Source organism: Rhizobium sp. YAF28 (assembly GCF_052113285.1).
Taxonomy (GTDB): domain Bacteria; phylum Pseudomonadota; class Alphaproteobacteria; order Rhizobiales; family Rhizobiaceae; genus Rhizobium.
The window spans coordinates 765,762-791,328 of the sequence record NZ_JBFRCX010000001.1 but is presented as its reverse complement, the minus strand read 5'-3'; the positions used below and the strand labels follow the sequence as shown (position 1 = coordinate 791,328).

23 protein-coding genes are annotated in these 25,567 nt (G+C 61.9%); 6 read left to right on the top strand and 17 right to left on the bottom strand.

The genetic code is table 11. From position 1 onward, the window contains the following. Positions 1-44: 44 nt before the first annotated feature. The 4 genes from AB4Z13_RS04105 to AB4Z13_RS04090 all read right to left on the bottom strand — a co-directional run bounded on the left by AB4Z13_RS04105 (position 45) and on the right by AB4Z13_RS04090 (position 5,741). Positions 45-1,982 carry a DEAD/DEAH box helicase gene (locus tag AB4Z13_RS04105; RefSeq protein ID WP_442205873.1) on the bottom strand — a complete coding sequence of 646 codons (1,938 nt, stop codon included), beginning with the start codon at positions 1,980-1,982 and terminating at the stop codon, positions 45-47. Between the two features lie 98 nt (positions 1,983-2,080). Further along, entirely contained in the window at positions 2,081-3,937 is a 1,857-nt protein-coding gene (locus tag AB4Z13_RS04100; RefSeq protein WP_442205872.1) for a CHASE2 domain-containing protein, read from the bottom strand. A gap of 8 nt (positions 3,938-3,945) precedes the next feature. Next, entirely contained in the window at positions 3,946-4,464 is a 519-nt protein-coding gene (locus AB4Z13_RS04095) for a FecR domain-containing protein (RefSeq protein WP_442205923.1), read from the bottom strand. Positions 4,465-4,601: 137 nt separating this feature from the next. After that, entirely contained in the window at positions 4,602-5,741 is a 1,140-nt protein-coding gene (locus tag AB4Z13_RS04090) for a citrate/2-methylcitrate synthase (protein WP_442205871.1), read from the bottom strand. 83 nt (positions 5,742-5,824) lie between these two features. On the opposite strand from AB4Z13_RS04090, the gene AB4Z13_RS04085 reads away from it, so the two are divergent. Continuing rightward, entirely contained in the window at positions 5,825-6,913 is a 1,089-nt protein-coding gene (locus AB4Z13_RS04085; RefSeq protein ID WP_113323455.1) for a citrate synthase/methylcitrate synthase, read from the top strand. Between the two features lie 46 nt (positions 6,914-6,959). On the opposite strand, the gene AB4Z13_RS04080 is transcribed toward AB4Z13_RS04085, so the two are convergent. The 4 genes from AB4Z13_RS04080 to AB4Z13_RS04065 form a co-directional block, all read right to left on the bottom strand. Continuing rightward, complete coding sequence (locus AB4Z13_RS04080) at positions 6,960-8,588, bottom strand: CTP synthase (RefSeq protein WP_113323454.1); 1,629 nt, start codon at positions 8,586-8,588, stop codon at positions 6,960-6,962. 143 nt (positions 8,589-8,731) lie between these two features. After that, positions 8,732-9,262 (bottom strand): preprotein translocase subunit SecG, encoded by a 531-nt coding sequence (gene secG, locus AB4Z13_RS04075; RefSeq protein ID WP_442205870.1) that lies wholly within the window; start codon positions 9,260-9,262, stop codon positions 8,732-8,734. A 108-nt stretch (positions 9,263-9,370) separates the two neighbouring features. After that, positions 9,371-10,141, bottom strand: coding sequence for a triose-phosphate isomerase (gene tpiA, locus AB4Z13_RS04070; RefSeq protein WP_310388097.1), 771 nt, complete (start codon positions 10,139-10,141; stop codon positions 9,371-9,373). A gap of 126 nt (positions 10,142-10,267) precedes the next feature. After that, positions 10,268-11,152: an alpha/beta hydrolase gene (locus tag AB4Z13_RS04065; protein ID WP_442205869.1), complete on the bottom strand. Its 885-nt coding sequence runs from the start codon at positions 11,150-11,152 to the stop codon at positions 10,268-10,270. Between the two features lie 204 nt (positions 11,153-11,356). Here AB4Z13_RS04065 and parE point away from each other — a divergent pair, with 204 nt between their 5' ends. From parE to AB4Z13_RS04050, 3 genes are all read left to right on the top strand, one after another. Next, a complete protein-coding gene (parE, locus tag AB4Z13_RS04060; RefSeq protein ID WP_113323450.1) occupies positions 11,357-13,426 on the top strand; it encodes a DNA topoisomerase IV subunit B in 2,070 nt (689 codons plus the stop codon). 245 nt (positions 13,427-13,671) lie between these two features. Then, entirely contained in the window at positions 13,672-14,808 is a 1,137-nt protein-coding gene (locus AB4Z13_RS04055; protein ID WP_442205868.1) for an esterase-like activity of phytase family protein, read from the top strand. A 116-nt stretch (positions 14,809-14,924) separates the two neighbouring features. Continuing rightward, positions 14,925-16,109: an AI-2E family transporter gene (locus AB4Z13_RS04050; RefSeq protein ID WP_113323448.1), complete on the top strand. Its 1,185-nt coding sequence runs from the start codon at positions 14,925-14,927 to the stop codon at positions 16,107-16,109. 12 nt (positions 16,110-16,121) lie between these two features. Here AB4Z13_RS04050 and AB4Z13_RS04045 read toward each other — a convergent pair whose 3' ends face one another. Next, positions 16,122-16,580, bottom strand: a complete 459-nt coding sequence (locus AB4Z13_RS04045) for a GNAT family N-acetyltransferase (RefSeq protein WP_442205867.1) — start codon at positions 16,578-16,580, stop codon at positions 16,122-16,124. Positions 16,581-16,710: 130 nt separating this feature from the next. Here AB4Z13_RS04045 and AB4Z13_RS04040 point away from each other — a divergent pair, with 130 nt between their 5' ends. Beyond that, positions 16,711-17,118 (top strand): hypothetical protein, encoded by a 408-nt coding sequence (locus AB4Z13_RS04040; RefSeq protein WP_310388107.1) that lies wholly within the window; start codon positions 16,711-16,713, stop codon positions 17,116-17,118. On the opposite strand, the gene AB4Z13_RS04035 is transcribed toward AB4Z13_RS04040, so the two are convergent. The 3 genes from AB4Z13_RS04035 to AB4Z13_RS04025 form a co-directional block, all read right to left on the bottom strand. Next, on the bottom strand, positions 17,115-18,245 hold the full coding sequence (locus tag AB4Z13_RS04035) for a DUF2336 domain-containing protein (protein WP_439015010.1): 1,131 nt from the start codon (positions 18,243-18,245) through the stop codon (positions 17,115-17,117). The two genes, AB4Z13_RS04040 and AB4Z13_RS04035, sit on opposite strands and share 4 nt — an antisense overlap. Before the next feature lie 122 nt (positions 18,246-18,367). Beyond that, positions 18,368-18,970 (bottom strand): flavin reductase family protein, encoded by a 603-nt coding sequence (locus tag AB4Z13_RS04030; protein WP_113323444.1) that lies wholly within the window; start codon positions 18,968-18,970, stop codon positions 18,368-18,370. Continuing rightward, on the bottom strand, positions 18,970-19,554 hold the full coding sequence (locus tag AB4Z13_RS04025) for a nitroreductase family protein (RefSeq protein WP_439015013.1): 585 nt from the start codon (positions 19,552-19,554) through the stop codon (positions 18,970-18,972). Before AB4Z13_RS04025 ends, AB4Z13_RS04030 begins: the two co-directional genes overlap by 1 nt. Before the next feature lie 113 nt (positions 19,555-19,667). Here AB4Z13_RS04025 and AB4Z13_RS04020 point away from each other — a divergent pair, with 113 nt between their 5' ends. Further along, complete coding sequence (locus AB4Z13_RS04020; RefSeq protein ID WP_439015015.1) at positions 19,668-20,774, top strand: hypothetical protein; 1,107 nt, start codon at positions 19,668-19,670, stop codon at positions 20,772-20,774. Between the two features lie 27 nt (positions 20,775-20,801). Here AB4Z13_RS04020 and AB4Z13_RS04015 read toward each other — a convergent pair whose 3' ends face one another. The 5 genes from AB4Z13_RS04015 to AB4Z13_RS03995 all read right to left on the bottom strand — a co-directional run bounded on the left by AB4Z13_RS04015 (position 20,802) and on the right by AB4Z13_RS03995 (position 25,279). Beyond that, positions 20,802-21,641, bottom strand: coding sequence for a lysophospholipid acyltransferase family protein (locus AB4Z13_RS04015; protein ID WP_439015017.1), 840 nt, complete (start codon positions 21,639-21,641; stop codon positions 20,802-20,804). Positions 21,642-21,766: 125 nt separating this feature from the next. Further along, the gene (thrS, locus tag AB4Z13_RS04010; protein WP_439015019.1) at positions 21,767-23,773 is read right to left on the bottom strand and encodes a threonine--tRNA ligase; all 2,007 of its coding nucleotides are present in this window, start codon (positions 23,771-23,773) and stop codon (positions 21,767-21,769) included. 122 nt (positions 23,774-23,895) lie between these two features. Further along, a complete protein-coding gene (locus AB4Z13_RS04005) occupies positions 23,896-24,423 on the bottom strand; it encodes a DUF1697 domain-containing protein (protein ID WP_439015021.1) in 528 nt (175 codons plus the stop codon). Between the two features lies 1 nt (position 24,424). Further along, positions 24,425-24,829: a membrane protein insertion efficiency factor YidD gene (gene yidD / locus AB4Z13_RS04000; protein ID WP_310388121.1), complete on the bottom strand. Its 405-nt coding sequence runs from the start codon at positions 24,827-24,829 to the stop codon at positions 24,425-24,427. A 3-nt stretch (positions 24,830-24,832) separates the two neighbouring features. Continuing rightward, entirely contained in the window at positions 24,833-25,279 is a 447-nt protein-coding gene (locus AB4Z13_RS03995; RefSeq protein WP_037102481.1) for an iron-sulfur cluster assembly scaffold protein, read from the bottom strand. Positions 25,280-25,567: the final 288 nt, after the last annotated feature.

The following is a 25,567-nucleotide window of genomic DNA, read 5'->3' as shown; positions in this document are numbered from 1 at the left end:
GCCTGCCGGCCGCATCACCTTATTGGTGCGGCCGGCGACCCGCCTCAGCGGTCTTTCTTCTTGGTGAATTTGCCCTTGCCACCATCGAACTTGGGGCCATCGAACTTGGGACCGTCGAATTTTGCACCTTCGGACCTGTTCTTGCCGCCCTCGAATTTGGCGCCTTCGAATTTCGGCTTCGGGCCTTTCTTCGTCCAGGGCTTGTCGTCCTGACGCCCGGCGCCGACGGGCCTGTCCGTCCCGAACTTGCCCTTCGGCTTGTCGCTGCGGAAACGGTCTTCGCCGCGGTCTTCGAACGGCTTCTTGGCGTAGGCGGGCTTGGCCTGCTTGCTGAAATCGGGCGTACCGTTCAGCTTCACCACCCGGATGCCGCGCTCCATTGTCTTGTTCGGGCCGAGGGCGCCGAGAAAGCTCTCAGCGCTGTCAGCGGCGATTTCCACGAAGGTCTCATCCGGCTGCATCTTGATCGCGCCGATCTCCCGCTTGGTCACGTTGCCGGCGCGGCAGAGCATCGGGATCAGCCAGCGCGGCTCGGCATTCTGCTTGCGGCCGACGGAGACTGAGAACCAGACGCTGGGGCCGAAATCATCGCGGGGCCCTTTCTGCGCCGGCGCGAATTCGCGTCCCTCGCCATTGTCGCGGCGCTTGCGGGCGCGATCGTCCTGCACCGTAACTTCGATCAGGTCTTCCGGCGCCGACTGGTTGGCGCGGTAAAGACGCACGAAAGCGGCGGCAAGCGTCTCGGCGCCATGGCTGGCGATCAGCTTCTGCACCAGCCCCTGCTCTTCCTCCTGCGGCTTGTCGGCGAAGATCGGGTCCGCCAGCAGCCGCTCGTCATCACGCTCCGTCACTTCTTCCACGGAAGGCGGCCGCGCCCAGGTGGCGGCGATGCCGGCATTGTCGAGCAGCCGCTCTGCCTTGCGGCGAACATTGAGCGGCACGATCAGAGCGCTGACACCTTTGCGACCCGCACGGCCCGTACGGCCGCTGCGGTGAAGCAGCGTTTCCGGATTGGTCGGCAGATCGGCATGCACAACGAGGTCGAGGCCCGGCAGGTCGATGCCGCGTGCAGCAACGTCGGTTGCGATGCAGACGCGAGCCCGTCCATCACGCATTGCCTGCAGCGCGTGGCTGCGTTCGTTCTGCGTCAGTTCGCCCGACAGCGCCACAACGTGGAAATTGCGGTTGTGGAACCGTGCCGTGAGATGATTGACGGCAGCACGCGTCGAACAGAAAACGATCGCATTGCGCGCTTCGTAGTAGCGCAGCACGTTGATGATCGCGTTTTCGCGGTCACTCGGCGAGACGGCAAGCGCGCGATACTCGATATCGATATGCTGCTTTTCTTCCGCCTGCGTGCTGATGCGCACGGCATCACGCTGATAGCTCTTCGCCAGCTTGGCGATGGCCGCGGGAACGGTGGCGGAAAACATCAGCGTACGCCGCTCGTCCGGTGCCGCGTCAAGGATGAATTCCAGATCTTCGCGGAAGCCGAGATCGAGCATCTCGTCCGCCTCGTCCAGCACTGCGGCCTTCAGCTCGCTCATATCCAGCGCATTGCGACGGATGTGGTCGCAGAGGCGTCCCGGCGTGCCGACGACGATATGGGCGCCACGCTCCAGCGCGCGGCGCTCGCTGCGGATATCCATGCCGCCGACGCAACTGACAATCACGGCGCCAGTCACTTCATAAAGCCATTCCAACTCGCGCTTCACCTGCAGCGCCAGTTCGCGCGTCGGCGCGATCACAAGGGCAACGGGAGCGGCGGCGGGGCCAAACCGCTTCGCGCTTCCCAGAAGCGTCGGTGAGAGTGCTAGCCCGAATGCAACGGTCTTGCCCGAGCCGGTTTGTGCGGAAACGAGTGCGTCAGACGCTGCGAGCGCCGGATCGAGCATCGCCTTCTGGACAGGGGTGAGCTCGGTATAGCCGCGCTTCTGCAACGCCTTGGCGATCGCCGGAGAGACGCCGTTATAGTCAGTCATGTGTTCGATCTTTCGGAGCTGTCAGACGCATAACGCGTCGTAGCCGGAATCGTCCGGCCGAAGAGTTGGGCCGTTCCTACTCGCTCCGGCTGCGAATGTCAAAGTGTCTCGCCACGCCATGTGTAGATGGCGATGCTGCCGGAGCGTCCGCGAATCCTCGTCTCGAACGGTCCGGTCAACTGGCCTGCCTGCGATGGAACGGCCTCCGGACCCGCTGCGTTGAGCAGGTTCGCGCTGAGTGCAAGCTCCGCACCGCGGCTTGCCGCCACCTCCATGAGCCGCTGTGCGACATTGACGGTATCACCCGTCGCGGTGATCTGCTGCCGGTCGCCGCTACCGAGCCGTGAGGCGACGATCGGGCCGCAATGGGCACCGAGCTTGAAGCCTATCTTCCTGCGGCGAAGCTCCGGATGGCCTGCAAGGAAGCTGCGTGTGTGGTCGGCAAGCCGCACGGCGCAGGCTGCTGCCCGGGCTGCATCGTCCGCCGTTGGTTCGGGCAGCCCGAAGAGGATCATGGCTCCATCGCCCATGAAGCTGGTGATCGCCCCGCCAAGCAGCTGCACTTCCTCGTCGATCAGTTCGAAGAAGCTGCTGAGAATCTCCCGCACTGCGGCCGGTCCGACTGCCTCGCTGAGGCCGGTGAAGCCCGAGAGGTCGATGAAGACGATAGAGGCATTCTGGCGCACCGGCTCGGCTAGGAAAGCCGGGTCACGCGCCAGCCATTCGCCGAGGCCCGGCGCCTCGATGCGCTGCAGCCGCTCGGACTGATCGGCGAAGTGCCGCGCACGGCTGCGGTCGCGCCAGAGTTCTGCAGCCCCGAAAATAACTGCGGGTGGCAGGGCGGCCGCAATCGGCAATGCAGCACTCAGCCAATAGCCGTTCGCGAAGGCAGCAAGGTTGAGCATCGCCCAGACAATGACCGTCAGGCCGATGATGACGAAGCCGAGGGCGCTGCGGCGCCATGCGATCAGGGCGACCAGAAGAATAGGCAAGGCCGTCGCAATGCCGGCATCCGCCTGCCGTGTCCTGCTATCACGCACCATGCCGTCGCCGGCTATCAGATGCGTGATCGCGGTCGACATCACTTCGACACCCGGCAGGATTGGATCGAACGGGGTCGGAAAGACATCGCCGCCGCCGGTCACGGTCGCACCGATCACCACCACCTTGTCGGTGATGGCATCCGCCGGCAGCTTCCCATCGAACGCATCGGCAGCGCTGAAGGTGCGGATGCTGCCTGCAGGACCATAGAAGGTCAGCGGCAGGCGCTGGCCCGTGTCCGTTGGAATGCGGCGGGCGCCAAGCCGGATGCCATCGCTTTCGATCAATGGTTCGACACCGAGCGCAACCGAAGCGACGCGCAACGGAAAGGCTGCATCCAACCGGTCGGCGGCGCGAGAAAACAGCGGAATGAATCGCGGCACGCCGCTCTGGTCCGTCGCCACATTGACGATGCCGAGCGCTGCAGCCTCTGCGAAGCGGGGTTGCGGCAGCAGAAGCTGATGCGCTTCAGGGATCGCGGCAAGCGGATCCTCCGCATTCGCTGTCACTGATTGGAGACTCTGTGGGAAAGTCGCAGCGCCGGCGATGATGCTGGGCGTCGCCTTGATAGCCGTTGCAAGCGCCGCATCCCCCTCCTCCGTGTCGGGATCGACAAGCAATATATCGAGAGCCAAGGCCTTTGGTTTCAACGCGCCGATGGACGTGACGAGCTGCGCAAGCCTCTCCCGCTTGAGCGGATAGCCATGTGCTGCGGCGGTACGATCATCGATAGCGATAATGGAAACGATATCGGGCGGCGCGCGGACGCCGACGATCGTGCTGCGCAGATCGGCTAGCGTGGCCTCCATGCGCTCCATGAGGCCGGAGTCCGACTGCAGATGGAAATAGCCGAGCATAGCGCCCCACAGACCGGCGAGCAGCAACGCGATCACAGTCTGAAGCCGACGGTTCATGAGACGACTTATTGACCGAGGCGTGAAAGAAGGGCCGCGACGCGGGGCGCGGGCCACGTGCGGACGGTGAGCGCAGCGGTTCCGCGCGTTACGTCCACACCCTCGCCCGGTCCAAGCACGACAGCCGCACCTGCCGGACGCCGTACGCCAACGCGCCCGCGTGTGACCAGTACGGAGGTCGTGCCGCCTTTGACATCGACGGCCCATTGCGTGCCGCGAACGGCGGCGATCGCCTGCGGCGTCACCACCTGGAAGCCGCCGCGGTGCTGGCTGCTGTCGACGTCGACGAGAGCAGCCTTGCTGCGCAATGCAAGCGAATCCGGACTGCCATCGCGATTGCGGTCGGTGAGCTTGAAGGATGCGCCACGCTCAGCGGTGATGTTGACGCCACCAGGACAACGGAAAATCTGGTTGCCGTTTGCCGCACGCGAAATCGCGCAGCCGGCAGACTGGGCATAAGCTGTGCCATCAGGCAGCAGGCTGATGATCAGCACAGCGGAAAACAGGCTGCGGGAGATTGCTGACATGGCTTTCATGATCCGCCCCTCGTGACTCGCCGGTACATTCGCGAATGCGCCGGCCGGCCCATACTAGCTGAATTCGCCGGTTTCCCTATGCAAAAACGTGAAATTGCGCAAGCCATTCAGAGCGCGCGTCGCTCAACTCATGCGTCGGCTGGCGAAGGCCCGACATAGCGGGCACGCGGGCGGATCAGATGGCCGCTTTCGATCTGCTCCATTGCATGCGCCAGCCAGCCGGCGGTGCGCGCCAGCGCGAAGATGATGATCGGTGCCTCCTCAGGCAGGTCGAAGGCTGCGGTCATGGCGGTAAGCGCGAAATCGACATTGACCTTCTCGCCCACCATTTCTTCGCCGGCCAGCTGCACATCGCGAAAGACCGGCGGCACGTCGAAAGAGGAGAGCAGCACGCCCGCCCGCACATCGCCATCGGGGTAAAGCGGGTGCCCGAAGGCGACAGGCTTACCTCCCCGTAGCAGCAGGTGGCGGATCGCATGCTCCGCCCCAGCGCCGGATGCTGCCTTGGCAAGGGCATCGACGCTTCGCCATGCCGAACCATGCAATGGTCCGGTCAGCGTTGCGAGACCCGAGAGCACGGCGGCAGAAAGTGCTGGCCCCGTCGAAACCGTGACGCGGACGGCGAAAGTAGAGGCATTGAGCTCATGATCGGCGAGCATGACAAGCGCCCGCCTGAGGCAATCGGCAGCCTCCGGCCTGCCCCAGCATGCAGCAAGACGGTGATGCAGCGGATGATCCGTCGATCCCGGCGCCAGCGCATCGGCGACGGTTGAAAGCACGCTGCATGCTTCCATCTGCAAGGCAGCGCGTGCACGTCCGAGAGACGGCAGATCGGCGCTCACCCGTCCCGCCAGCGCCAGCAGCACGGCTTGAATGGACGGCGGCGCCGGCTCCAGGGCAGAGGCCGGTACGCAGGCAAAACTCTCTGCATTCCACAGTATCAGCGCCGTCTCCTCCAGCGTCGCATAGGCTGAAAGCTCCGCTGCATCCTGCCCCCGATAGAGCAATCGTCCTGCGGCGATGGTCGAGATTGACGATGTCAGTACCGGATCGCCCCAGCTGATCGCTTCGGCGGCGACCGTCTCGCTCTTGCGCCTGCCGGCATGCCGCTCGGCAAGCCGCTTGACATCGCTTTCCTGATAGAGGCTGCGGCGTGGATCGGCGGGGTCGGCCTTGGCGCGGATCCGCCCGCGGCTGACATTGGCATAAAGTGTCTGCGGCTTGGTGCCGAGTTCGGCTAACGCTTCCTCCGCTGTCAGCCAGCTCATGTCAGCCTCACATTGATCAATTACGTCAAGATTGACGTCAACTAAACTAGAGCCGATCTTTCATCCGGTAAAGGAGAAGACCTATGAAAAATGGTTTGGAAGATGTCATCGCCGCTGAAACCCAGCTCTCGGATGTCGACGGCGAAGCCGGCCGGCTGATCATCCGCGGCGTATCGCTGGATCATCTGGCAGGAAGCAGCGCCTATGAGGATGTTGCTGCCCTGCTGCTGGACGGCCTGATCGAGCCGCATCTTGACGCAAGCGAATTGCGCCGCCGGCTCGGCCAGGCGCGCATGGAAGTTTTCGCCGAAGTCAAGACTGCCGATACTCGCCTGCTAAAGCTGCCGCCGGTCGATGTTATGCGTGCTCTTGTTGCCCGCCTACCTGACGGCGAGGATATAGATACCGTGCTCCGTCTGCTTGCCGCACCCGCCGTCTTCCTGCCGGCGGTTCTGCGCCTGCAGCGAGGCGAAAAGCCGCTAAAGCCCGATGCGGGCCTCTCACAGTCGACCGACATCCTGCGCATGCTCTCAGGCGCGGTGCCGAGCGCCGAGCAAACCGCAGCCCTCGACACCTATCTCGTGACGATCTCGGATCACGGCCTGAACGCCTCGACCTTCGCATCGCGTGTCATCGCCTCCACGCGCGCCGGCCTTACCTCCTCGGCGCTGGCGGCGATCAGCGCGCTGAAGGGGCCGCTGCATGGCGGCGCGCCGGGACCGGTGCTCGATATGCTTGATGGGATCGGAAGCGAGGCCAATGCCGGCCCCTGGCTGCGTTCCGCGCTCGATCGCGGTGAGCGGCTGATGGGCTTCGGCCACCGCGTCTATCGCGTGCGCGACCCACGTGCGGACGCCCTGAAAAATGCGCTGAAGCCGCTCGTTGCCGCAGGCCAGGTCAATGCCATCAGAATCGCACTTGCCGAAGCCGTGGAGCAGGCAGCGCTCGCAATCCTCAGGGAACGCAAGCCCGACCGGCCGCTGGACGTGAATGTGGAGTTCTATACCGCGCTGCTCTTGGAAAGCCTCGGCTTCCCCCGCGACGCCTTCACTGGCGTATTCGCCATCGGCCGCACCGTCGGCTGGATTGCCCATGCCCGCGAACAGGCACTGGAAGGTCGCCTCATCCGCCCGCGCTCGGTCTATGTCGGGCCGTTGCCGGAAGCGGCGTGACGAAAAGAAAAAGCCGCTCCCTCGTTTCTGAGGGAGCGGCCGAATTTTAAACCAACCGGCTCTGTTCCGTCGCAGCTTCGATGAAGCTTGCAAAGAGCGGATGCGGGTCGAGCGGGCGGGACTTCAGTTCCGGATGGTACTGAACGCCGATGAACCAGGGATGGTCAGGATATTCGACCGTCTCCGGCAACACGCCGTCAGGCGACATGCCGGAGAAGACCAGGCCGCAATTTTCCAGCCGGTCCTTGTAGTCGATATTGACTTCATAGCGGTGGCGGTGACGCTCGGAAATATCGGTCGAGCCGTAGATATCCGAAATCTTGGTGCCCTTCTTCAGGGACGCCTTGTAGGCGCCGAGGCGCATCGTGCCGCCGAGATCGCCGGCAGCGTTACGCTTCTGCAGCTCGTTGCCCTTAACCCACTCGGTCATCAGACCAACGACCGGCTCCGGCGTCGGTCCGAATTCGGTCGAGGAAGCGTTCGGGACATCGGCGAGGTTGCGGGCAGCCTCAATGACGGCCATCTGCATGCCGAAGCAGATGCCGAAATACGGCACCTTGCGCTCGCGGGCAAAACGCGCCGCATGGATCTTGCCTTCCGAACCGCGCTCGCCGAAGCCGCCGGGCACCAGGATGCCATGGACCTTTTCGAGATAGGGAGCCGGATCTTCCTTTTCGAAGACTTCCGACTCGATCCATTCGAGCTTGACCTTGACGCGATTGGCAATGCCACCGTGATGCAGTGCCTCGATCAGCGACTTGTAGGCGTCCTTGAGGCCGGTGTACTTGCCGACGATCGCAATCGTTACCTCGCCTTCCGGCGTGCGGATGCGGTTGCAGACCTCTTCCCACTGGTCGAGGCGCGGCTTCGGAGCCGGTTCGATGCCGAAGGCCGCGAGCACTTCGTCGTCCAGGCCTTCCTTGTGATAGGCCATCGGCACGTCGTAAATATTGGCGACGTCGAGCGCCTGGATGACGGCGGAGGGACGCACGTTGCAGAACAGCGACAGCTTGCGGCGTTCAGCTTCCGGGATTTCCCGGTCGGCGCGTACCAGCAGGATGTCGGGATGAATACCGAGCGCCTGCAGTTCCTTGACGGAATGCTGCGTCGGCTTGGTCTTCAACTCGCCGGCTGCCGGAATATACGGCATCAGCGTCAGGTGGACGTAAACAGCCGTGCCGCGCGGCAGGTCGTTGCCGAGCTGGCGGATCGCTTCCATGAAGGGCATCGCCTCGATGTCGCCGACCGTGCCGCCGATCTCGCAGATGACGAAGTCGTAGTCGTCATTGCCTTCGGTGACGAAATCCTTGATCTCGTTGGTGACGTGCGGAATGACCTGAACGGTCGCGCCGAGATAGTCGCCGCGGCGTTCCTTGTCGATGATGTTCTTGTAGATACGGCCGGTGGTGATGTTATCGGTCTTGGTCGCCGAGCGCCCTGTAAAGCGCTCGTAGTGGCCGAGATCGAGGTCGGTTTCAGCGCCGTCATCAGTGACGAAGACTTCGCCGTGCTGGGTCGGGCTCATAGTGCCCGGATCCACGTTCAGATAGGGGTCAAGTTTGCGAAGCCGCACCCGATAACCACGGGCCTGCAACAACGCTCCGAGAGCCGCGGCCGCAATTCCTTTTCCGAGGGAAGAAACCACGCCGCCAGTGATGAATACGTATCGCGCCATGGGAGTCACCGGATACCTTTTCAAAAACGATTCCACCAGCCCAAAAATTCTTTTCCAGAACTTTTGGTGCATGGCGCAGGAATCTGAACAAAAGAAAACCGGCAGACCCGAGGGCCTGCCGGCGGTTTATTTTCAGGACCGGCTTATTGTCCCGTGGGGACGCCGGAAGGCTGTGCCGGCGCAGTCGCGGCCGGTGCCTCAGGCTGAGCCGGAGCCGTCGTCGTCGGAGCTGCCGGAGCAGTCGCCGCAGGGGCGCTCGCAGCCGGAGCCGGGGTTGCTGGTGCCGAAGCTGCAGGGGCAGCCGGTGCCGGAGCGGCAGCGCCGCCGTTCGGAATGCCGCTATTGTCAGCCGGCTGTGACGGAGCCGGCGTATTGGTGCCGCCGAGCGAATCGAGGATGCCGTTGCCCTGCCCGCTCGTTGCCGGAATGCGGTTGAGAATATCGGTCGGGCGGCTTTCGTAACGGGTCAGGATACCGAGGCCGAGCGAGGTGAGGAAAAACAGCGTCGCCAGGATCGCCGTCGTGCGCGTCAGCGCATTGGCCGTGCCGCGGGCCGACATGAAGCCCGATCCGCCGCCGATGCCGAGGCCGCCGCCTTCGGAGCGCTGGATGAGCACGACGCCAACGAGCGCGAGCACGATCATGAGATGGATGACAATCAATACGGTCTGCATGGGTCCAGTCCTGCCCGTCTGAGGACGGACATAAAGTAAAAATCTGGCGGCTCTTTACATGAGGTCTTGAGCTATTCCAAGCCCTTCGGCCAGGAATATACAATCGCCTCAGGCAAGCAGCGCTTCATATGTGCCGTAGATGGCGAGGAAGTCCGTGGCTTTCAAGCTCGCCCCGCCGATCAGCGCACCATCGACATTGTCGACGGCGAGCAGCTCGCGGGCATTTGCGGGCTTGACCGAACCGCCGTAGAGAATGCGCATACCCTTGCCCTCGTCGCCGAAGCGCAGGACGAGTTCGTCGCGGATGAAGGCATGGACGATTTCCACATCCTTTGCCGTCGGCGTCAGTCCCGTGCCGATCGCCCAGACGGGTTCATAAGCGATGACAGTATTTTCGGCCGTCGCCTCCTCGGGCAGCGAGCCGGAAAGCTGGCGCTTGAGGATGTCGAGCGTCTGATAGGCGTCACGCTCGTCGCCGGTCTCGCCGACGCAGACGATTGCGGTGAGATCAGCCAGATAGGCGGCCTGCGCCTTGGCCCGCACCATATGATCGGTCTCGGCATGGTCAATGCGCCGTTCCGAATGGCCGACAATCACATAGGTGCCGTAGCAATCGGCAATCATTTCGGCCGAAATGTCGCCGGTATGCGCCCCGGATTGCGCCTGATGGCAGTCCTGGCCGCCGATCGCGAGCGGGCTGTCGGTGGCGAGCGCGGTCGCCACATAAAGCAGCGTGGCCGGCGGGCAGATCAGGGCTTCGACTTTTTCCGACAAGGGGGAGCTGACGCCTTGGGCAATCGCCTTGATCTGGTCCAATGAGGCACGTGTGCCGTTCATCTTCCAGTTCCCCGCCACGAGCGGGCGTACGTCAGGTGTCATGCTGCTCCTCCCAAAATCCGCATATCGGGCGGCCTTAGCAAAAGCTTGCGGTAAAGGAAAGCGCCCCGCGTAACGTTGGGGGAATATGATCGTTTAAAAGCTCTGCGCGGTGTGAAATCCGTCCGTTCAGGACGCCAGAATCCAGTTCAGCACTTTCCGCCAGTCGATCATGCGGATCGGCGTCCCGTGGTTGCCATTCTGGAAGAGCGTGAAATGCGTCGGGTACTTCGCCTTGTCGAGCTTTTCGAACAGCGCCTGCTGGTCGGTTGCCGCATAAACAGGATCGCGGCTGCCATGGGCAAACCACAGCGGCAGCTTCGCTTTGTAGAACGGGCTCTTCGCAAAATCCGGATCAGAGACCCCGCTCATGATCAGCATGCCCTTCAACCGCTTGACGCTTTCGGCATCGCGCGTGATGCCCCAGCAGATCTGGCTGCCCATGGAGGCGCAGCTCAGAATGACCGGCCGGCCGGGCGATTGCACGCTCGCGTAGCGGATCAGCCCGGCAATGGCTGCAACGCCATTGGCGTCGAAGGTCCTGACGGTCGGCGAATAATAGACGCCGCCATTGCCGGCCGTAAGGTTCTTCAGCCGGTTGAAATTGCCGCCGAAGGAATAGTCGTTGGCGCCGAGCCGCCGGTCGCCGTCGCGACCGTGGATGAAAATGACCGTGAAGGCGGCATTCTGAGTCGGTCCCACCCTGGTGACATCGAGCCTGATGCCGTCGAGCGACAGCGTTTCATCTGCCTGCAGCTTCTTCACGCCAAGCGAGACATATTTCTGCTGCACCCGCTTTTGCGGGATCTGGTCGCGCCCGTTGATGTCGCGCATCTCGTCGTAATCGATCACATCGAAGGCGCCGTCATCGCCCGTCTGCAGCACTTTCTGCGTTGAAAACAGATCGTCCTTGTAGGGCGGCAGGGCATCGGCTGTGGCGGTCGTGATGGCCGCGGACAGGAAAAAGGCCGCAATTGCGGTAATTATGGTGCAATGACTTGTGGACATCGGCATGCGGATGGTTCCCAGAGAGCTGCCGCGACTTGCCATTCGGCGTCCAGCAACGCAAATCACATCTTGAAAAGCTCCGCAAATCCGGGGCGCGTCGCGTATCGGGGCGCTTTCTGTCAGAATCCCCCTGATTCGCAAATGCGATGCGGACTGTGACTATTGTGGGCCAGCGGCGGCCCTTCACGAGAATAAGATCTGAACGGTTCCATGGAAGACAGCAACGACCTCTTTTCCGGAATGCCCCTGTCACAGAAGCAGGAGGAGGCTGCAAAGCCAGCCGCGCCAGCCGAACGGCCCGCTGCAGCGGCACCGGCAGCCCCTCGCCCCGCCCCGGCGACGTCGAACGGCGATGATTACGGTGCATCCTCGATCCGCGTTCTGGAAGGTCTGGAACCGGTTCGCATGCGCCCCGGCATGTATATCGGCGGCACCGACGAAAAGGCGCTGCACCACCTCTTCGCCGAAGTCATCGACAACTCGATGGACGAAGCGGTGGCCGGCCATGCCGATTTCATCGATGTCCATCTGGATACCCAGGGCTATCTGACGGTCACCGACAACGGCCGCGGCATTCCAGTAGAGAACCATCCGCAGGTTCCCGGCAAATCGACGCTCGAAGTCATCATGACCAAGCTGCATGCCGGCGGCAAATTCGACGGCAAGGCCTATGAGACCTCGGGCGGTCTGCACGGCGTCGGCGTCTCTGTCGTCAACGCTCTGTCGGATCATCTCGAAGTCGAGGTCGCCCGTAACCGCAAGCTCTATCGCCAGCGCTTCTCGCGCGGGGTGCCGCAGGGCGGGCTCGAAGAGCTGGGCGATGTGCACAACCGTCGCGGCACCAAGGTTCGCTTTCATCCCGACCCGCAGATTTTCGGTGATCATGCGAAGTTCGATGCGGCGCGTGTGTTCCGCATGGCCCGCTCCAAGGCCTATCTCTTCGGCGGCGTCGAGATCCGCTGGAGCTGCGAGCCGGGAGTGCTGCCTGAGGGATCGGATCTGCCCGACAAGGCCGTCTTCCACTTCCCCGGCGGCCTCAAGGATTACCTGCAGGCAACGATGGGCAAGGAATTCACGGTCACCCGCGAGATCTTCGCCGGCAAGACCGAGAAGGTAGCCGGCCACGGTGCACTGGAATGGGCGATCACCTGGTATGGCGGCGATCCGCAAGTCCATTCCTACTGCAACACCATCCCGACGCCCGAAGGCGGCACGCATGAGGCCGGTCTTCGCATTGCGATGACCAAGGGCCTGAAGAGCTATGCCGAGCTGACGCAGAACAAGCGTGCCGCACAGATCACCACCGATGACGTGATGATCTCGGCAGTCGGCATGCTCTCGGTCTTCATCCGCGAGCCGGAATTCGTCGGCCAGACCAAGGATCGTCTCGCGAGCGTCGAAGCCCAGCGCCTTGTCGAAAATGCGCTGCGCGACCCCTTCGACCATTATCTCGCCGACAATCCGAACGAGGCCGAGAAGCTTCTCGACTGGGTGATCGAGCGCGCCGAAGAGCGCTTGCGCCGCCGCAAGGAGAAGGAAGTCAACCGCAAGACAGCAGTGCGCAAGCTGCGCCTGCCCGGCAAACTCGCCGACTGCTCGCAGAACACCGCCGAAGGCGCCGAACTCTTCCTGGTCGAGGGTGACTCGGCAGGTGGTTCCGCCAAGCAGGCGCGCAACCGCGCCAACCAGGCGATCCTGCCGCTACGCGGCAAGATCCTCAACGTCGCCAGCGCCGGCCGCGAGAAGCTCTCGGCCAACCAGCAGATATCCGATCTCGTCCAAGCGCTCGGCTGCGGCACGCGCTCGAAATACCGCGAAGAGGATCTGCGCTACGAACGCATCATCGTCATGACCGATGCCGATGTCGACGGTGCGCATATCGCCTCGCTGCTGATTACCTTCTTCTATCAGGAGATGCCTGAGCTGGTGCGCGGCGGGCACCTCTTCCTCGCCGTGCCGCCGCTCTATAAGATCACGCAAGGGGCAAAATCCGCCTATGCCCGCGACGACGAACATCGTGCCGAGCTGATGGAGACGGAATTCAAGGGCAAGGCCAAGATCGAGATCAGCCGCTTCAAAGGTCTCGGCGAAATGCTGCCCGCCCAGCTCAAGGAAACCACGATGGATCCGTCCAAGCGCACGCTTCTGCGAGTGCTGATCGACGAAGTGGATTTCGAGGGCACGCGTAACGCTGTCGACGACCTGATGGGGACCAAGGCCGAAGCCCGTTTCCGCTTCATCCAGGAGCGTGCGGCCTTCGCAGAGGATCTGGATATTTAACGCATGTCGCGCAAAAGTGTGTAGCGGTTTTGTGACGACGACATGCGAAAACAAAGGCTTAAAAGCGTGAAGCGGATCTGAAAGATCGCGGCCCGCTTTTAAGTCATGGCGAATTCATCGAACTGACGAAGAACCGTTACGAGTCCGTCAAATTACCGGCGCAATAGAACGGCCGGCGCTCTGTCCTCCAGCGAGGTCCACGCAGCGCCGGCCGTTCTGTTTCAACCCTTTGCCGGATATTTGCCATGACCAAGCGTTTTCTTGCGACTGCCGCTTTCGTTCTTCTGTCCAGCGCCGCTTCCGTTTACGCGACCGATATTGGCGCGACCGTCGAGACCGCCTGCCCGTTCGGCGATTGCGCGGCAGCGATCTCCCTTTCCTATCTCGGTGAATTCGTCATCCCGACCGGCCAGATGGAAAACGGCGTCGAATTCGGCGGCATTTCCGGCCTCGATTTCGATGCTGCGACCGGCCATTACATCGCCATCAGCGACGACCGCTCCGAAAAGGCCCCGGCCCGCTTCTACGATCTGGATATCGATGTCAGCGCCGAAGGCCTCAAAGGCGTCACCATCGTCAAGCACGTTACCTTTCAGGACAAGAACGGCCAGCCTTTCGCTATCCGCACCGTCGATCCGGAATCCATCCGCTTCAGCAAGGACGGCATCTACTGGGGCAGCGAGGGTGACGCCAAGGCGCTGATTGCCCCCTTCGTCCGCGTCACCTCGCCTGACGGTGCTTTCGTGCGCGAGTTCAAGCTGCCGGACGGTTTTGCACCGACCGCCGACAAGTCGACCGGCATCCGCGACAATCTCGCTTTCGAGGATCTTGCCGTATCCCCATCCGGTGACGTTTTCGTCGGCGTCGAGGCAGCCCTCTACCAGGACGGCCCGAACCCCAGTCTGACAACCGGCAGCCTCTCATGCATCATCCGCTATGACGGCGCAACCGGCGAGCCGAAGGCTCAATATGTCTATCCGGTCTCACCGATCCCACAGGCTGCCGCCAAGCCCGACGGCGGCAACGACAACGGCATGTCGGAAATGATCGCCCTTGACGATCATCGCCTGCTCGCCGTCGAGCGCAGCTATGCCCAGGGATTCGGCAACAACATCAAGCTCTTCATGATGGATCTCGACGGCGCGACCGACGTTTCCGGCATCGCTTCGCTTGCCAAGAACGACCAGCGCGTCGTCCCGGCTCGCAAGAGCCAGGTGCTGGATCTGCGCGCCATCGGCCTGACGCCTGATAATATCGAGGCCATGGCGATCGGTAAGGCAAAGGACGGGACCGACGTTTTGATCCTCGGCGCGGACAATAATTTCTCGACCGGCCAGAAGACTCAGTTCTACGCCTTCAAGATCAACCGCCGCCCGCAATAATATCTCAAGGATTTACGGACCAGATAACCACGCTTTGTATACGCTTTGTCCGGGCGGACCTTGAAACCGCCCGGTTCATAGCCCATAAACTAGGACAACAATAAAAAGAGGCGCGCGTGGGTGTGTTTGATCGTCAGAAAACCAATACGGAGCCGCGATGGCTGGGGCCGTCGGCGACGATACGTACGCCGCTGATACCCTCCATTTCGGCTGCCCGCTGGCTGCTCGTGCTTGTTGCCGCAGCCGGCGTCTATTTCTTCTATGGCTTCGTGGTGCCTGTGCTCGCAGCCCTCGTCATAGGCTTTGCGAGCTGGCCGCTTTACCGCAAGCTGGTTGCCCGCGTCGGTGGCAATACGACGATCGCCGCGACGATCGCGATCATCCTCATCGTCACCTTCCTCGTCATTCCGATCAGCCTTGCGGTTGCCTATACGACCGGTGAAGTGCGCACCTGGGTCGCATGGGCGATCCACGCCAACCGCTTCGGGGCGGAAACGCCCCAATGGATCGTCGCCTTGCCTCTGGCCGGTTCCTACCTCGACGAACTTTGGACGAAATATATCGGCAGCCCCGGGGCCATGGGTGAGCTCATCCAGGCCGTCAGCGGTGCCAATATCGGCAATATCTACCGCGCAATTCTAGCGGCCGGCGGTGGTGCCTTCCACCTGTTCCTGACGCTGCTCTTCATGCTGATCGCGCTCTTCTTCGTCTATCGCGACGGTTTCTCCTTCTCCAAGCAGATTGACATGCTCGGCGAGCGTATCCTGCCGAACCGCTGGGAGCGTATTTCCCGCGTCGTGCCTGCCACCATCAGCTCGACCGTCATGGGCATGACGCTGATTGCCATCGGCGAAGGCATCGTGCTCGGCGTTGCCTATTGGATTGCCGGCGTACCCTCGCCCGTCACCCTTGGCGTGCTGACCGGCGTCATGGCGCTGATCCCGGGCGGAGCGCCGCTCTCCTTCACCCTGGTATCCGTCTATCTGCTGGCCAGCGGCTCGCATGTCGCCGGTATCGGTCTGTTCGTCTGGGGCACGGTCGAACTCTTCATTGTCGACAAGACACTGCGCCCCAAGCTCGTTGGCGGACCGATCAAGCTGCCGTTCCTGCCGACCTTCTTCGGCCTCGTCGGCGGCGTGAAGACGATGGGCTTCCTCGGCCTGTTCATCGGCCCGGTGCTGATGGCGCTGCTGGTCGCGATCTGGCGCGAATGGATACATGAAGTCCGCGCCGCCGATGCGGGACCGCAGATCATCCTCGACGAGCAGGCGCCGCCGGTGCAGCGTGCTGCCGAAGGCTAGGGCCTTTCCGACTTAGGCCAGCCGCTTTTCCATGAAGAGGCTGAGCGGATCCGGCTGATAGGAGCCGAACGGCTCGATCTCGCGATATCCGTATTTCCTGTAAAGGCTGATCGCCTCCGGCTGATAGATACCGGTCTCCAGGCGGATTGCGTCGAAACCGTTCTCCCTGCCGATCTCCTCCAGCCGGTCCATCAGGCGGCTGGCGATCTTCAGGCCCCTCGCCTCGGGATCGACGAACATGCGCTTGATCTCGGCCGTCCCGTCACCTGCCTCCACCAAAGCACAGCAGCCGACGATCTCGCCGCCGTTACGCGCCACGAAGAAGCTCACGGATGGCTTTTCCAGCGTGGAGATATCGACGCGGTGGTTGCTCTCGGGCGGATAGAGCGACTGCGCATAGGCGTCGGAGAGATCAAGAAGGCGGATCACGCCATCCTGGCGCGGCGGTTCCAGAGCGATGGTGACGGACATTTTCTCTCTCCTGTTCCGGCGAAACGCGTGATTTTTCCCTTGATGACAAGGAGTTAATATCGCTGCCTTCATTCCGTTGGAATTGTGCTTTCGAAGGGGATGACACGCTCAATAGCCATGGAGGCAAAATATGCAAGCCGTCCTCATCGCCATGACGATCCTCGGTTGCGACGATTCCGTCAGCCAGTGCAATTACGTCGCCACGGTCGACAAACACTGGGAAACCGTCGTCGCCTGCGATGCCGAGGCCGAACAGCGGCTGAAGACCTATGCCAATGCCAGCTATCCGACCGTCATTGCCGTCTGCGAGGCGCCGAAGTCGCTTGCCGCTACCGAACCGGCCAATCCGGCGCCCGCTGCGCCAGCAGCGCCCGAGGTAGCCGAACAACGGGATGGCCTTGGCGGTTTTGTGGATACTATTGCCGGGCGCGTGCGCGCCAACTTGCCTTCCGGCCAGGACGTGAAGAACAGCCTGGCGAAACCGCTGCACTTCGTCTCTGCAAGCTATTCCTGGGCTGCGGCCCGGTTTACCGACTAGGCCGCTGCAAGCGAGGCATAAACACGGGCCGACCGGCGCTGCTCGGCCACATGAAGCTTCTCGACCATATCGAGCAACTCGCCGACCGCGTCATGCTGCCCGACCCGGCTGTGGAATTTCTGGAGCAAGCGCCCGCAGATGCTGCCGAGCAGCGAGGCCGAGGTGTTGCGCGAAGCCTCGCGCCACAGGAATGTCGCTTCCACGAAAATGATGCTGATATCGCGCGGCAGGCCCGCCGATTCATAGAGCGCGCGCACGGCATGCATGCGGCCCGTGGCAAGGATTGCCCGCACGCGCCGGTCGCTGCAACCTGACAGGTTGACGATGGCGCAGGCGAAGAATTCCACCTTGCCGCAGCAGAGCGCGTGCATAAGGAAGGAAGGCGTCAGCCGGTCGTTCAGGCGAAGATGTTCGACGAGATCTGGCACTTCGATCGGCGCGATATCGCCGGCGATGGAAACGATCGCCGCTTCCGTCGCCTCGCGGCTGATGCGCTGCAGCCTCTGCAGGCCGATTGCCGCCTGCGCCAGCGGCAGGCCGACCAGCGCATTGCTGACATGCTGCGTCAGAAGCTGGCGGGCATCGGCCGGCAAATCGATGCGGTCGAGAAGCAGGTTTCTGATGTCGCTGACATCACCGAGCCGTTCGGCAATCCGCTTCAGGGATTGGGCGGAAATCGCCGCGCCGTCATTTTCGAGCAGGCAGAGAATTTCGTCCTCGTCGCCGACTTCGGCAAGTGCCGCCGAAACGGGGCGGGTCAGATGGGCGCGTGCCGCAATCAGCATGCGCGTTGCACCGCTGCCGCGTGCTGCGAGATCGACGAGATCGGCATCGGTCAGGACCGGCGAGCAGGTCACCGCATGGCAGGCGATCTCCGGCTGGTCTTCGGCAAGCGAGAGAATGATGTTGCGCGGCGAATGCGGCGCCCAGGCGATCGCTTCGGCGAGCGCAAGCCGCACACGCGGCGACGGATCGTCGAGCAGGTAGGTCATCGCCTTTTCAGCAGCGTCGCGCCGCTCGTCCGACATTTCCGATTTGAGATAGACGCGTCCCAGAGCATTTGCAGCGGCCGCCCTGTCAGCCGTCTTGGCCGTTTCGACCCAACGAAGAAATGCTTCAATGATCACGACAACGCCCCAGCACTGAACGCGATTCCTTCGCGTCTTATTTAATACAAGGACGATAGCCGGAAAAAGTTTATGATTGGTTCACCATATTTATTAGGCTTTGTTCAAGCCTTGTGCCGAGGTCAGACCTTCGGCCTGAACATTTCGAAGACCTCGCTGCCTTCGCAATAGTCCATGTAGCCCATGCGTGCGATCGGCCGCGCCAGCGCCACATCGAACCGGCCATCTCTGACGATCGCCTCATCGATATGGATGCCGACGACCTCTCCGAAAACGAAGACATTCTCGGATGCTTCGCCGGACAGCGTCTTCGGCTCAATGATCTCGGTCACCTTGCATTCCAGCACGGCGAAGGCCTCTGTCACATAGGGCGCATCGATGAGCTCTGCCTGCTTTGGGGTCAGCCCGGCGAATTCAAACTCGTTGGTGCCGTAGGGCAAGGCGGCCGAGGTCAGGTTCATCTTCTCCGCGAGGTTGCGGCTGACGAAATTGCAGGTGAAGACGCCGGTCTCCCTCGCGTTTTTCTGGCTATGCTTGTGCCCGCTCGATGAGAACATCACCAGCTTCGGCTTGTCGGCTACCGCATTGAAGAAGGAATAGGGCGCGAGATTGATCGACCCGTCCCTGCCCTTGCTGCCGATCCAGCCGATCGGCCGTGGCGCGACGATCGCCTTGAAGGGATCATGCGCCAACCCGTGCCGGTTGGTGTCCGTTGTGTAGAACATCAGTCTTCACCGCCGAGCCAGGTGACCGTCTCGGTTAGCTCAGGGCGTGGACGCTCGACGGGTGGAAAGGTAGTGGAGCCGATGTGGATGAAACCGGCAACCTTTTCGCCCGGCTGGACGCCGAGCAGCGGATAGGCGCGCTCGTCGAAGGCGAACCATTCTGTCAGCCAGTTGGCGACATAACCATGCGCATTGGCAGCCAGGATGACGTTGAGGCACAACGCGCCCGCCGACATGATCTGTTCCCATTCCGGGATCTTGAAATGCGGACCGGCCTTGCTGACGATGCCGACGACGACAGGCGCACGGGTAAAGCGTGCGCGTTCCACCAGGATCATTTCCTCTAAGAGATCGGGTTTTGCTTCGAGCGCCAGCTTCAGCAGTTCTTCGCCCAGCCGCACGCGCTCTTCGCCGCGATAGACGATGAAGCGCCAGGGGGCGAGCTTGCCGTGATCGGGAACGCGCGATGCAAGGCGCAGGATTTCCTCGATCTCGTCCCTTGCCGGTCCCGGTTCGCACATCTGGAACGCAGGGATGGAGCGGCGCACGGCGAGATAATCGATCAGCTTGATGTCGGATTTCATGCGGGAGAAACTCTCATTTGTATGCAGAGGCTGGCCACAGGTCTTGAATTTGCCATGGCATTGGTCTTGAAGTGGACTCTGCGATTTCAGAAGTCAATCGGTTCACGAACAGGATGTTTGGCATTTTGCCTTTTGCACGGATCGGCCTTGCTGTTGCCCTGATGTTGCTGACGCCGTTTGGCGCCGCCGCCCAGGACGCCTTCAAGGAGTTCAAGCAGCTCGAATCGACGCCGAAAATGCCGAAGCTCAACGCGTTCATCGCGCCAGGCACGACGCAGGAGGGCGTGCATCTGCGTGACGTCTCGCTGGAAGCCAAGCTCACGGCCGATGGCGCGCCTGTCGAAGACGGGCTTTCCTGGTATGTATTCAGTCCCGTCGCTGGAAATGATGGCAAGCTGCCGCTCATCGCAAGCTCCCGCGGTGGCACCGCAGCCTTCCAGCTCGCTGCCGGCGATTATTTCGTCAACGTTTCCTTCGGCCGCGCCGGCGTCACCAAGAAGCTGACGGTGTCGGATGAAGGCGCAGTCGACAAGCAGGTGATGGTTCTCGATGCCGGCGGGCTGCTGCTCAACGCCGTCTCCGGCTCCGATGTCCGCATTCGGCCCAACCAGCTGAGCTTCTCGATCTATTCCGCGGAAGTCCGCGACGACGGCGAGCGCGGCCTTGTCATGGCCGATGTGCCACCGAATACGGTCGTGCGCCTCAACGCCGGCACCTATCACGTCGTCTCCGAATACGGCAATGTCAACGCGACCATCCGTGCCGACATCCAGGTGGAGGCCGGCAAGCTCACCGAAGCGACGATCCAGCACAGGGCGGCACAGATCAATTTCAAGCTGGTCTCGGAAACCGGTGGCGAAGCGATCGCCGATACCGCCTGGTCGATCCTGACGGCAGCCGGCGACAGCGTCGGCGAAAGTGTGAGCGCCTTTCCGGCCATGGTCCTGGCGGAAGGTGAATACACGGCGGTCGCCCGCAACAAGGACAAGATCTATCAGCGTGACTTCACCGTCGCTGCCGGCGTCAATACCGATGTCGAAGTGCTGATGAAGAACCAGCAGGCCCAGCAGCCGATTGCTCCGGCCGCCACAGCCGTGCCGCCAGGACAGGCCGCAGCCGGGCCGAAGGGTGTGCCCCAGCCGGGCGGCGAGATCCCGCCGCAGCCGCCCTTGCCGTCGTATGAAGATCTGCAAAGCGGCGACGGCGCCAGCCTCGACTGACGCCGCGTCCGAAATCTCCGGAAATGCTCAGCTTGCGCGCTTGAGGAAGGCCTTCTTCTTCGGCGCCATCGAGAAGACTGCGTCAAAGAGACGGGCGAGCAGATCCTTGCGGTCGCTGCCGCTGCTGAGTTCTTCCCAGGACAGTACCCTACCCACATGCGCGGTGATCGTGCTGCCTGAAAGACGGCGGAATTCGCGGATGAGCAGCGACAGGCGCAGCGTCATCGAAACCCTGCTGGCGAGATGGAAGAGCCGGCCGTTCTGGCCCTCGAAATAGATCGGCAGCACGCTGGCGCGGGTCGCCTGGATGAGCTTGGCCGGGAACATCTTCCACGGCAGGTCTTCGGCGCGGCCGAAGCCCTTCTTGGCGGTGGCCACGCCACCAGCCGGAAAAATCACGATCGTCGTGCCTTCCTTCAGCAGGCGAACTGCCTCGTGCCGGCTCTTCATGTTCATCGCCATCGCTTCCTTGGTCTCCTCGAAGGAGATCGGCAGCGAATAAGGCGCCATTTCCGGCACCTTCAGGAGATCATTGTGGATCAGTACCCGGAATGGACGACCAATCTGCTCGGCTAGCGCCAGCACTGCAATGCCATCGCCGATGCCGAAGGGATGGTTGGCGACGATGACGATCGGCTCGTCCGGCACCGGCTCGAGCGGCCAGCTGCCCTTCACATTGATCTCGACATCGATGAGGTCGAGCATCTTGCCGAAGACGCGGTCGCTTTTGCCGACAATGTCGGAGCGCCAGATGTCGTAGAGCCGTACATAGCGGTCACGGCCGGAAAGGCCCTCGATGGAGCGGATGAGCCAGCGCTTCAGGCGCGGATCCCGTTCGTTCGCGTAGGAAAGCTCTTTGAAGCGCACTCGAATGCCTGCCGGGATGAAACCCGTCCCCTGTTTTTTGGCGGCTATATTACTGTTGCATGTCAGATTTCTGACAGCGCCGAGCAGATCAATGCCGGGCGCTGCCAATATCCAAAAGGCAATTTTCAGGCTGCCTTGGCCTTCTTTGCCTCGAGCTTACGACGGATATCGGGCGCAGTCGCCTCCAGGGCAAGGCTTTCGACAGCCGAATCCAGCGACATCGATGTCTGCTCCTGGCTGCCGAGGCGGCGGATATTGACCGTGCGCTCCTCGGCTTCCTTCTTGCCGCAGACGATGATGACGGGAACTTTCGTAACGGAATGTTCGCGGATCTTGTAATTGATCTTCTCGTTACGGAAGTCGGTCTCGACATGCAGTCCGGCTTCGCGCAGCGCCTCGGCCACTTCCTGGCCGTAGCCGTCAGCTTCCGAGGTGATCGTGGCGACGACGACCTGCAGCGGCGAAACCCACAGCGGCAGATGGCCGGCGAAGTTCTCGATCAGGATGCCGAGGAAGCGCTCCATCGAGCCGCAGATGGCGCGATGGATCATCACGGGCTGCGTCTTTTCCGAATTGCTGTCGATGTAGAAGGCGCCGAAGCGTTCCGGCAGGTTGAAGTCGACCTGCGTCGTGCCGCACTGCCATTCGCGGCCGATCGCGTCCTTCAGCGTATATTCGAACTTCGGCCCGTAGAAAGCGCCCTCGCCCGGCAGGATGCCGGTCTTGATGCGTCCCTCGGACTGCGCCTCGATCGTCTTCAGCACATCGGTCATGACGGCTTCCGCCCGATCCCAGAGCGCATCGGTGCCGACGCGCTTGTCCGGACGGGTGGAGAGCTTCACGACGATTTCCTTGAAGCCGAAGTCTTCATAAACCGAGAGGATCAGGTCGTTGATCTTCAGGCATTCGGCTGCCATCTGCTCGTCGGTGCAGAAGATGTGCGCGTCGTCCTGCGTGAAGCCGCGCACGCGCATCAGCCCGTGCAGTGCGCCGGAGGGCTCGTAGCGATGCACAAGGCCGAATTCGGCGAGACGGATCGGCAGTTCGCGATAGGATTTCAGGCCATGCTTGAAGATCTGCACGTGGCCGGGGCAGTTCATCGGCTTTAGCGCAAAGACGCGGTTATCCGCTTCCTTGTCTTCGGGATGCGTCATGGCATGGGCCGATTTCACGGCGAACATGTTTTCCTGATACCAGCCCCAGTGACCCGAGGTTTCCCAGAGTGCGGTGTCGAGCACCTGCGGCGCGTTGACCTCTTGATAGTCGACGGCGAGCCGACGACGCATGTAGGAGACGAGCGACTGGAAGATGCGCCAGCCCTTGCCATGCCAGAAGACGACGCCCGGACCTTCTTCCTGGAAATGGAACAAGTCCATTTCGCGGCCGAGCTTGCGGTGGTCGCGCTTCTCGGCTTCGGCCAGCATATGCAGGTAGTTATCGAGATCGGCCTGGTCGGCCCATGCCGTGCCGTAGATGCGCGACAGCATGGCGTTGTTGCTGTCGCCGCGCCAATAGGCGCCGGCAACCTTCATCAGCTTGAAGGCGGTGCCGATCTGGCCGGTGGAGGCCATGTGCGGGCCGCGGCAAAGGTCGAACCACTCGCCCTGGTGATAGATCTTCAGATCCTGCCCTTCGGGAATCGCATCGACGAGCTCGACCTTGTACTGTTCGCCCTTGGCGGCAAAAACTTCCTTGGCCTTCTCCCGCGACCACACTTCCTTGGTGAAGGGCGCGTTGCGGGCGATGATTTCCTTCATCTTCTTTTCGATCTTGGGCAGATCGTCGGGCGTGAAGGGTTCGTTCTTGGCGAAGTCGTAATAGAAGCCGTTCTCGATCACAGGGCCGATCGTCACCTGCGTGCCGGGCCATAGTTCCTGTACGGCTTCAGCCATCACGTGTGCGGCGTCATGCCGGATGAGCTCCAGCGCGCGGCCATCCTTGCGTGTGATGATCTCGATCTTGCCGTCGGTCACGGCATCGGAAAGGTCGCGCACGGTGCCGTCGATCGCAATGGCGACGGCGCTCTTGGCAAGCGACTTGGAAATGGATTCGGCAACATCCTTGCCGGTCGCGCCAGCCGGGAAGCTGCGTACCGAACCATCGGGAAATGTCAGGGAAACGGATTGGGACATTCAAATTCTCCTTGTCCAGTCCCGCCAACGAATGCGGGTGGTTGAAACGGAAGCGTCATCCACCGGGAATGCCGCTGCCGCCTGATACTGATATTTGGTGTCTGAGTAAAGGAGAAGCGAGCCTAGAGGACCATATCGAAAAGGCCGCGCACTGTGTTCCAGTTGCGCATCGTCCCCACGCCCATGCGCTTGGTCGTGAGCGCCGATAGCAGCTTCGATTGGCTCGGCTTGCCGTGGAAATCGATCCAGAGATCGCAACCGACAAGCTTCATCCGCTGCCCTTCGGCAAGGAGCGGCTTCAGCGCTTCCACCTTGTCCGGGTCGATCGGCAGCCGGTTGACGCGCACGATCACCTGGTCGCCAACGCCGTCCTTGAAGGGATTGGCGCTGCAGAGCGCCATCCAGGTGCAGTCGCTGCGCACGATGATATCGACATGCTTGCCGAATTTTTCTTCAAAAGCCTCCTCCAACTGCTCTTCGACTTCGTGCGGCCGCATTTCATCTGCCTCGAACACGAGGTTGCCGGTGGAGACCAGCGTGCGCGGTTCACGATAGCCCAACTCTTCGGCAAGCTTTCGCAGATCTTCCATGATCACGCGCCGCTCGGAGGTCAGGACGATGCTGTGCAGAAGTGCGATGAAGGTACACACCTTATGCCTCCTTCCGCCCGAGCCCGAAATAGCGCCACGGCGTAAACCAGCGGAAACGGGATTCGAGGTTGTCAGGTACCGGATCGAGCCCACTTGTGCCGCCCGGACCGCACCGGCCGACGCGGAAGAGCGTCATCCAGCCGCCGGCCCAGAGCCCATGGCGGGCGACGGCCTCATAGCCATATTCGGAGCAGGTCGGGATATGCCGGCAGGAATTGCCGACGAAGCCGGAGAGCGTCAGCTGATAGAGGCGGATGAGCCCCATGCCGAAAAGCCGGTCAGGCGTCTTGCGGAACGGGCCTTGGTAGTTGCGCGAAAATCTCTGCAGCGGTCGGGCGCGAGGCTTCGGCGCGGCGGCACCGCCCTCGTCTTCCTCTTCTTCGCGCAGCAGACAGAATTCGCACATAGCTTACGCCTCGACGGTTTCAGCGCGCTTTGCCTCTATCTGGCCGATGGCATCGACGACGGCGTCGAAGGTCAGCATGGTGGAGGCATGACGCGCCTTGTAATCACGCACGGGAAGGAGATAGCGCATGTCGGCGAACCGTCCATCTGGCCCCTCGCCATCCGCTTTCAGCATGGCGAGCATATCCTCGCGCGCCTTGCGCACTTCGCCTGATGTCGCGCCGACAACATGGCGGGCCATGATCGAGGAGGAGGCCTGGCCGAGGGCGCAGGCCCTCACGTCATGCGAAAAGGCGCTGATCCTATCGCCATCCATTTTCAGCCAGATGCGCACTTTCGAGCCGCAGAGCCTGGAATGCGCCTGGGCGCTCGCATCCGCATCGTCAAGCGTGCCGGTCAGAGGAATATTGCCGGCAAATTCGAGGATTTTGCTGTTATAGATGTCATCCATGACGGATTTGGCTCCAAAAACGCCTAAAAGCGACGCTAATTCCTATGTGATTGTCATGTAAACAAAAAACACACAGTCAAACGACAGCATACTTACATACCAGGGTCGTCTTCCTATATGTATGTCGTTCGAGGGCCATTGAAATGCAATGGCCCCGGATAAGTTTGATTGGGAAACCGTGCCGGAAGGGTTCGAGAAAGCGAGCCTGGAAAGCCCCGGAGCCTGCCAAAGGTGCAAGAATTCCCGCTTGGGGTACCAGTGGCTAGTCCGAATAAGGTCCGCGTTGCG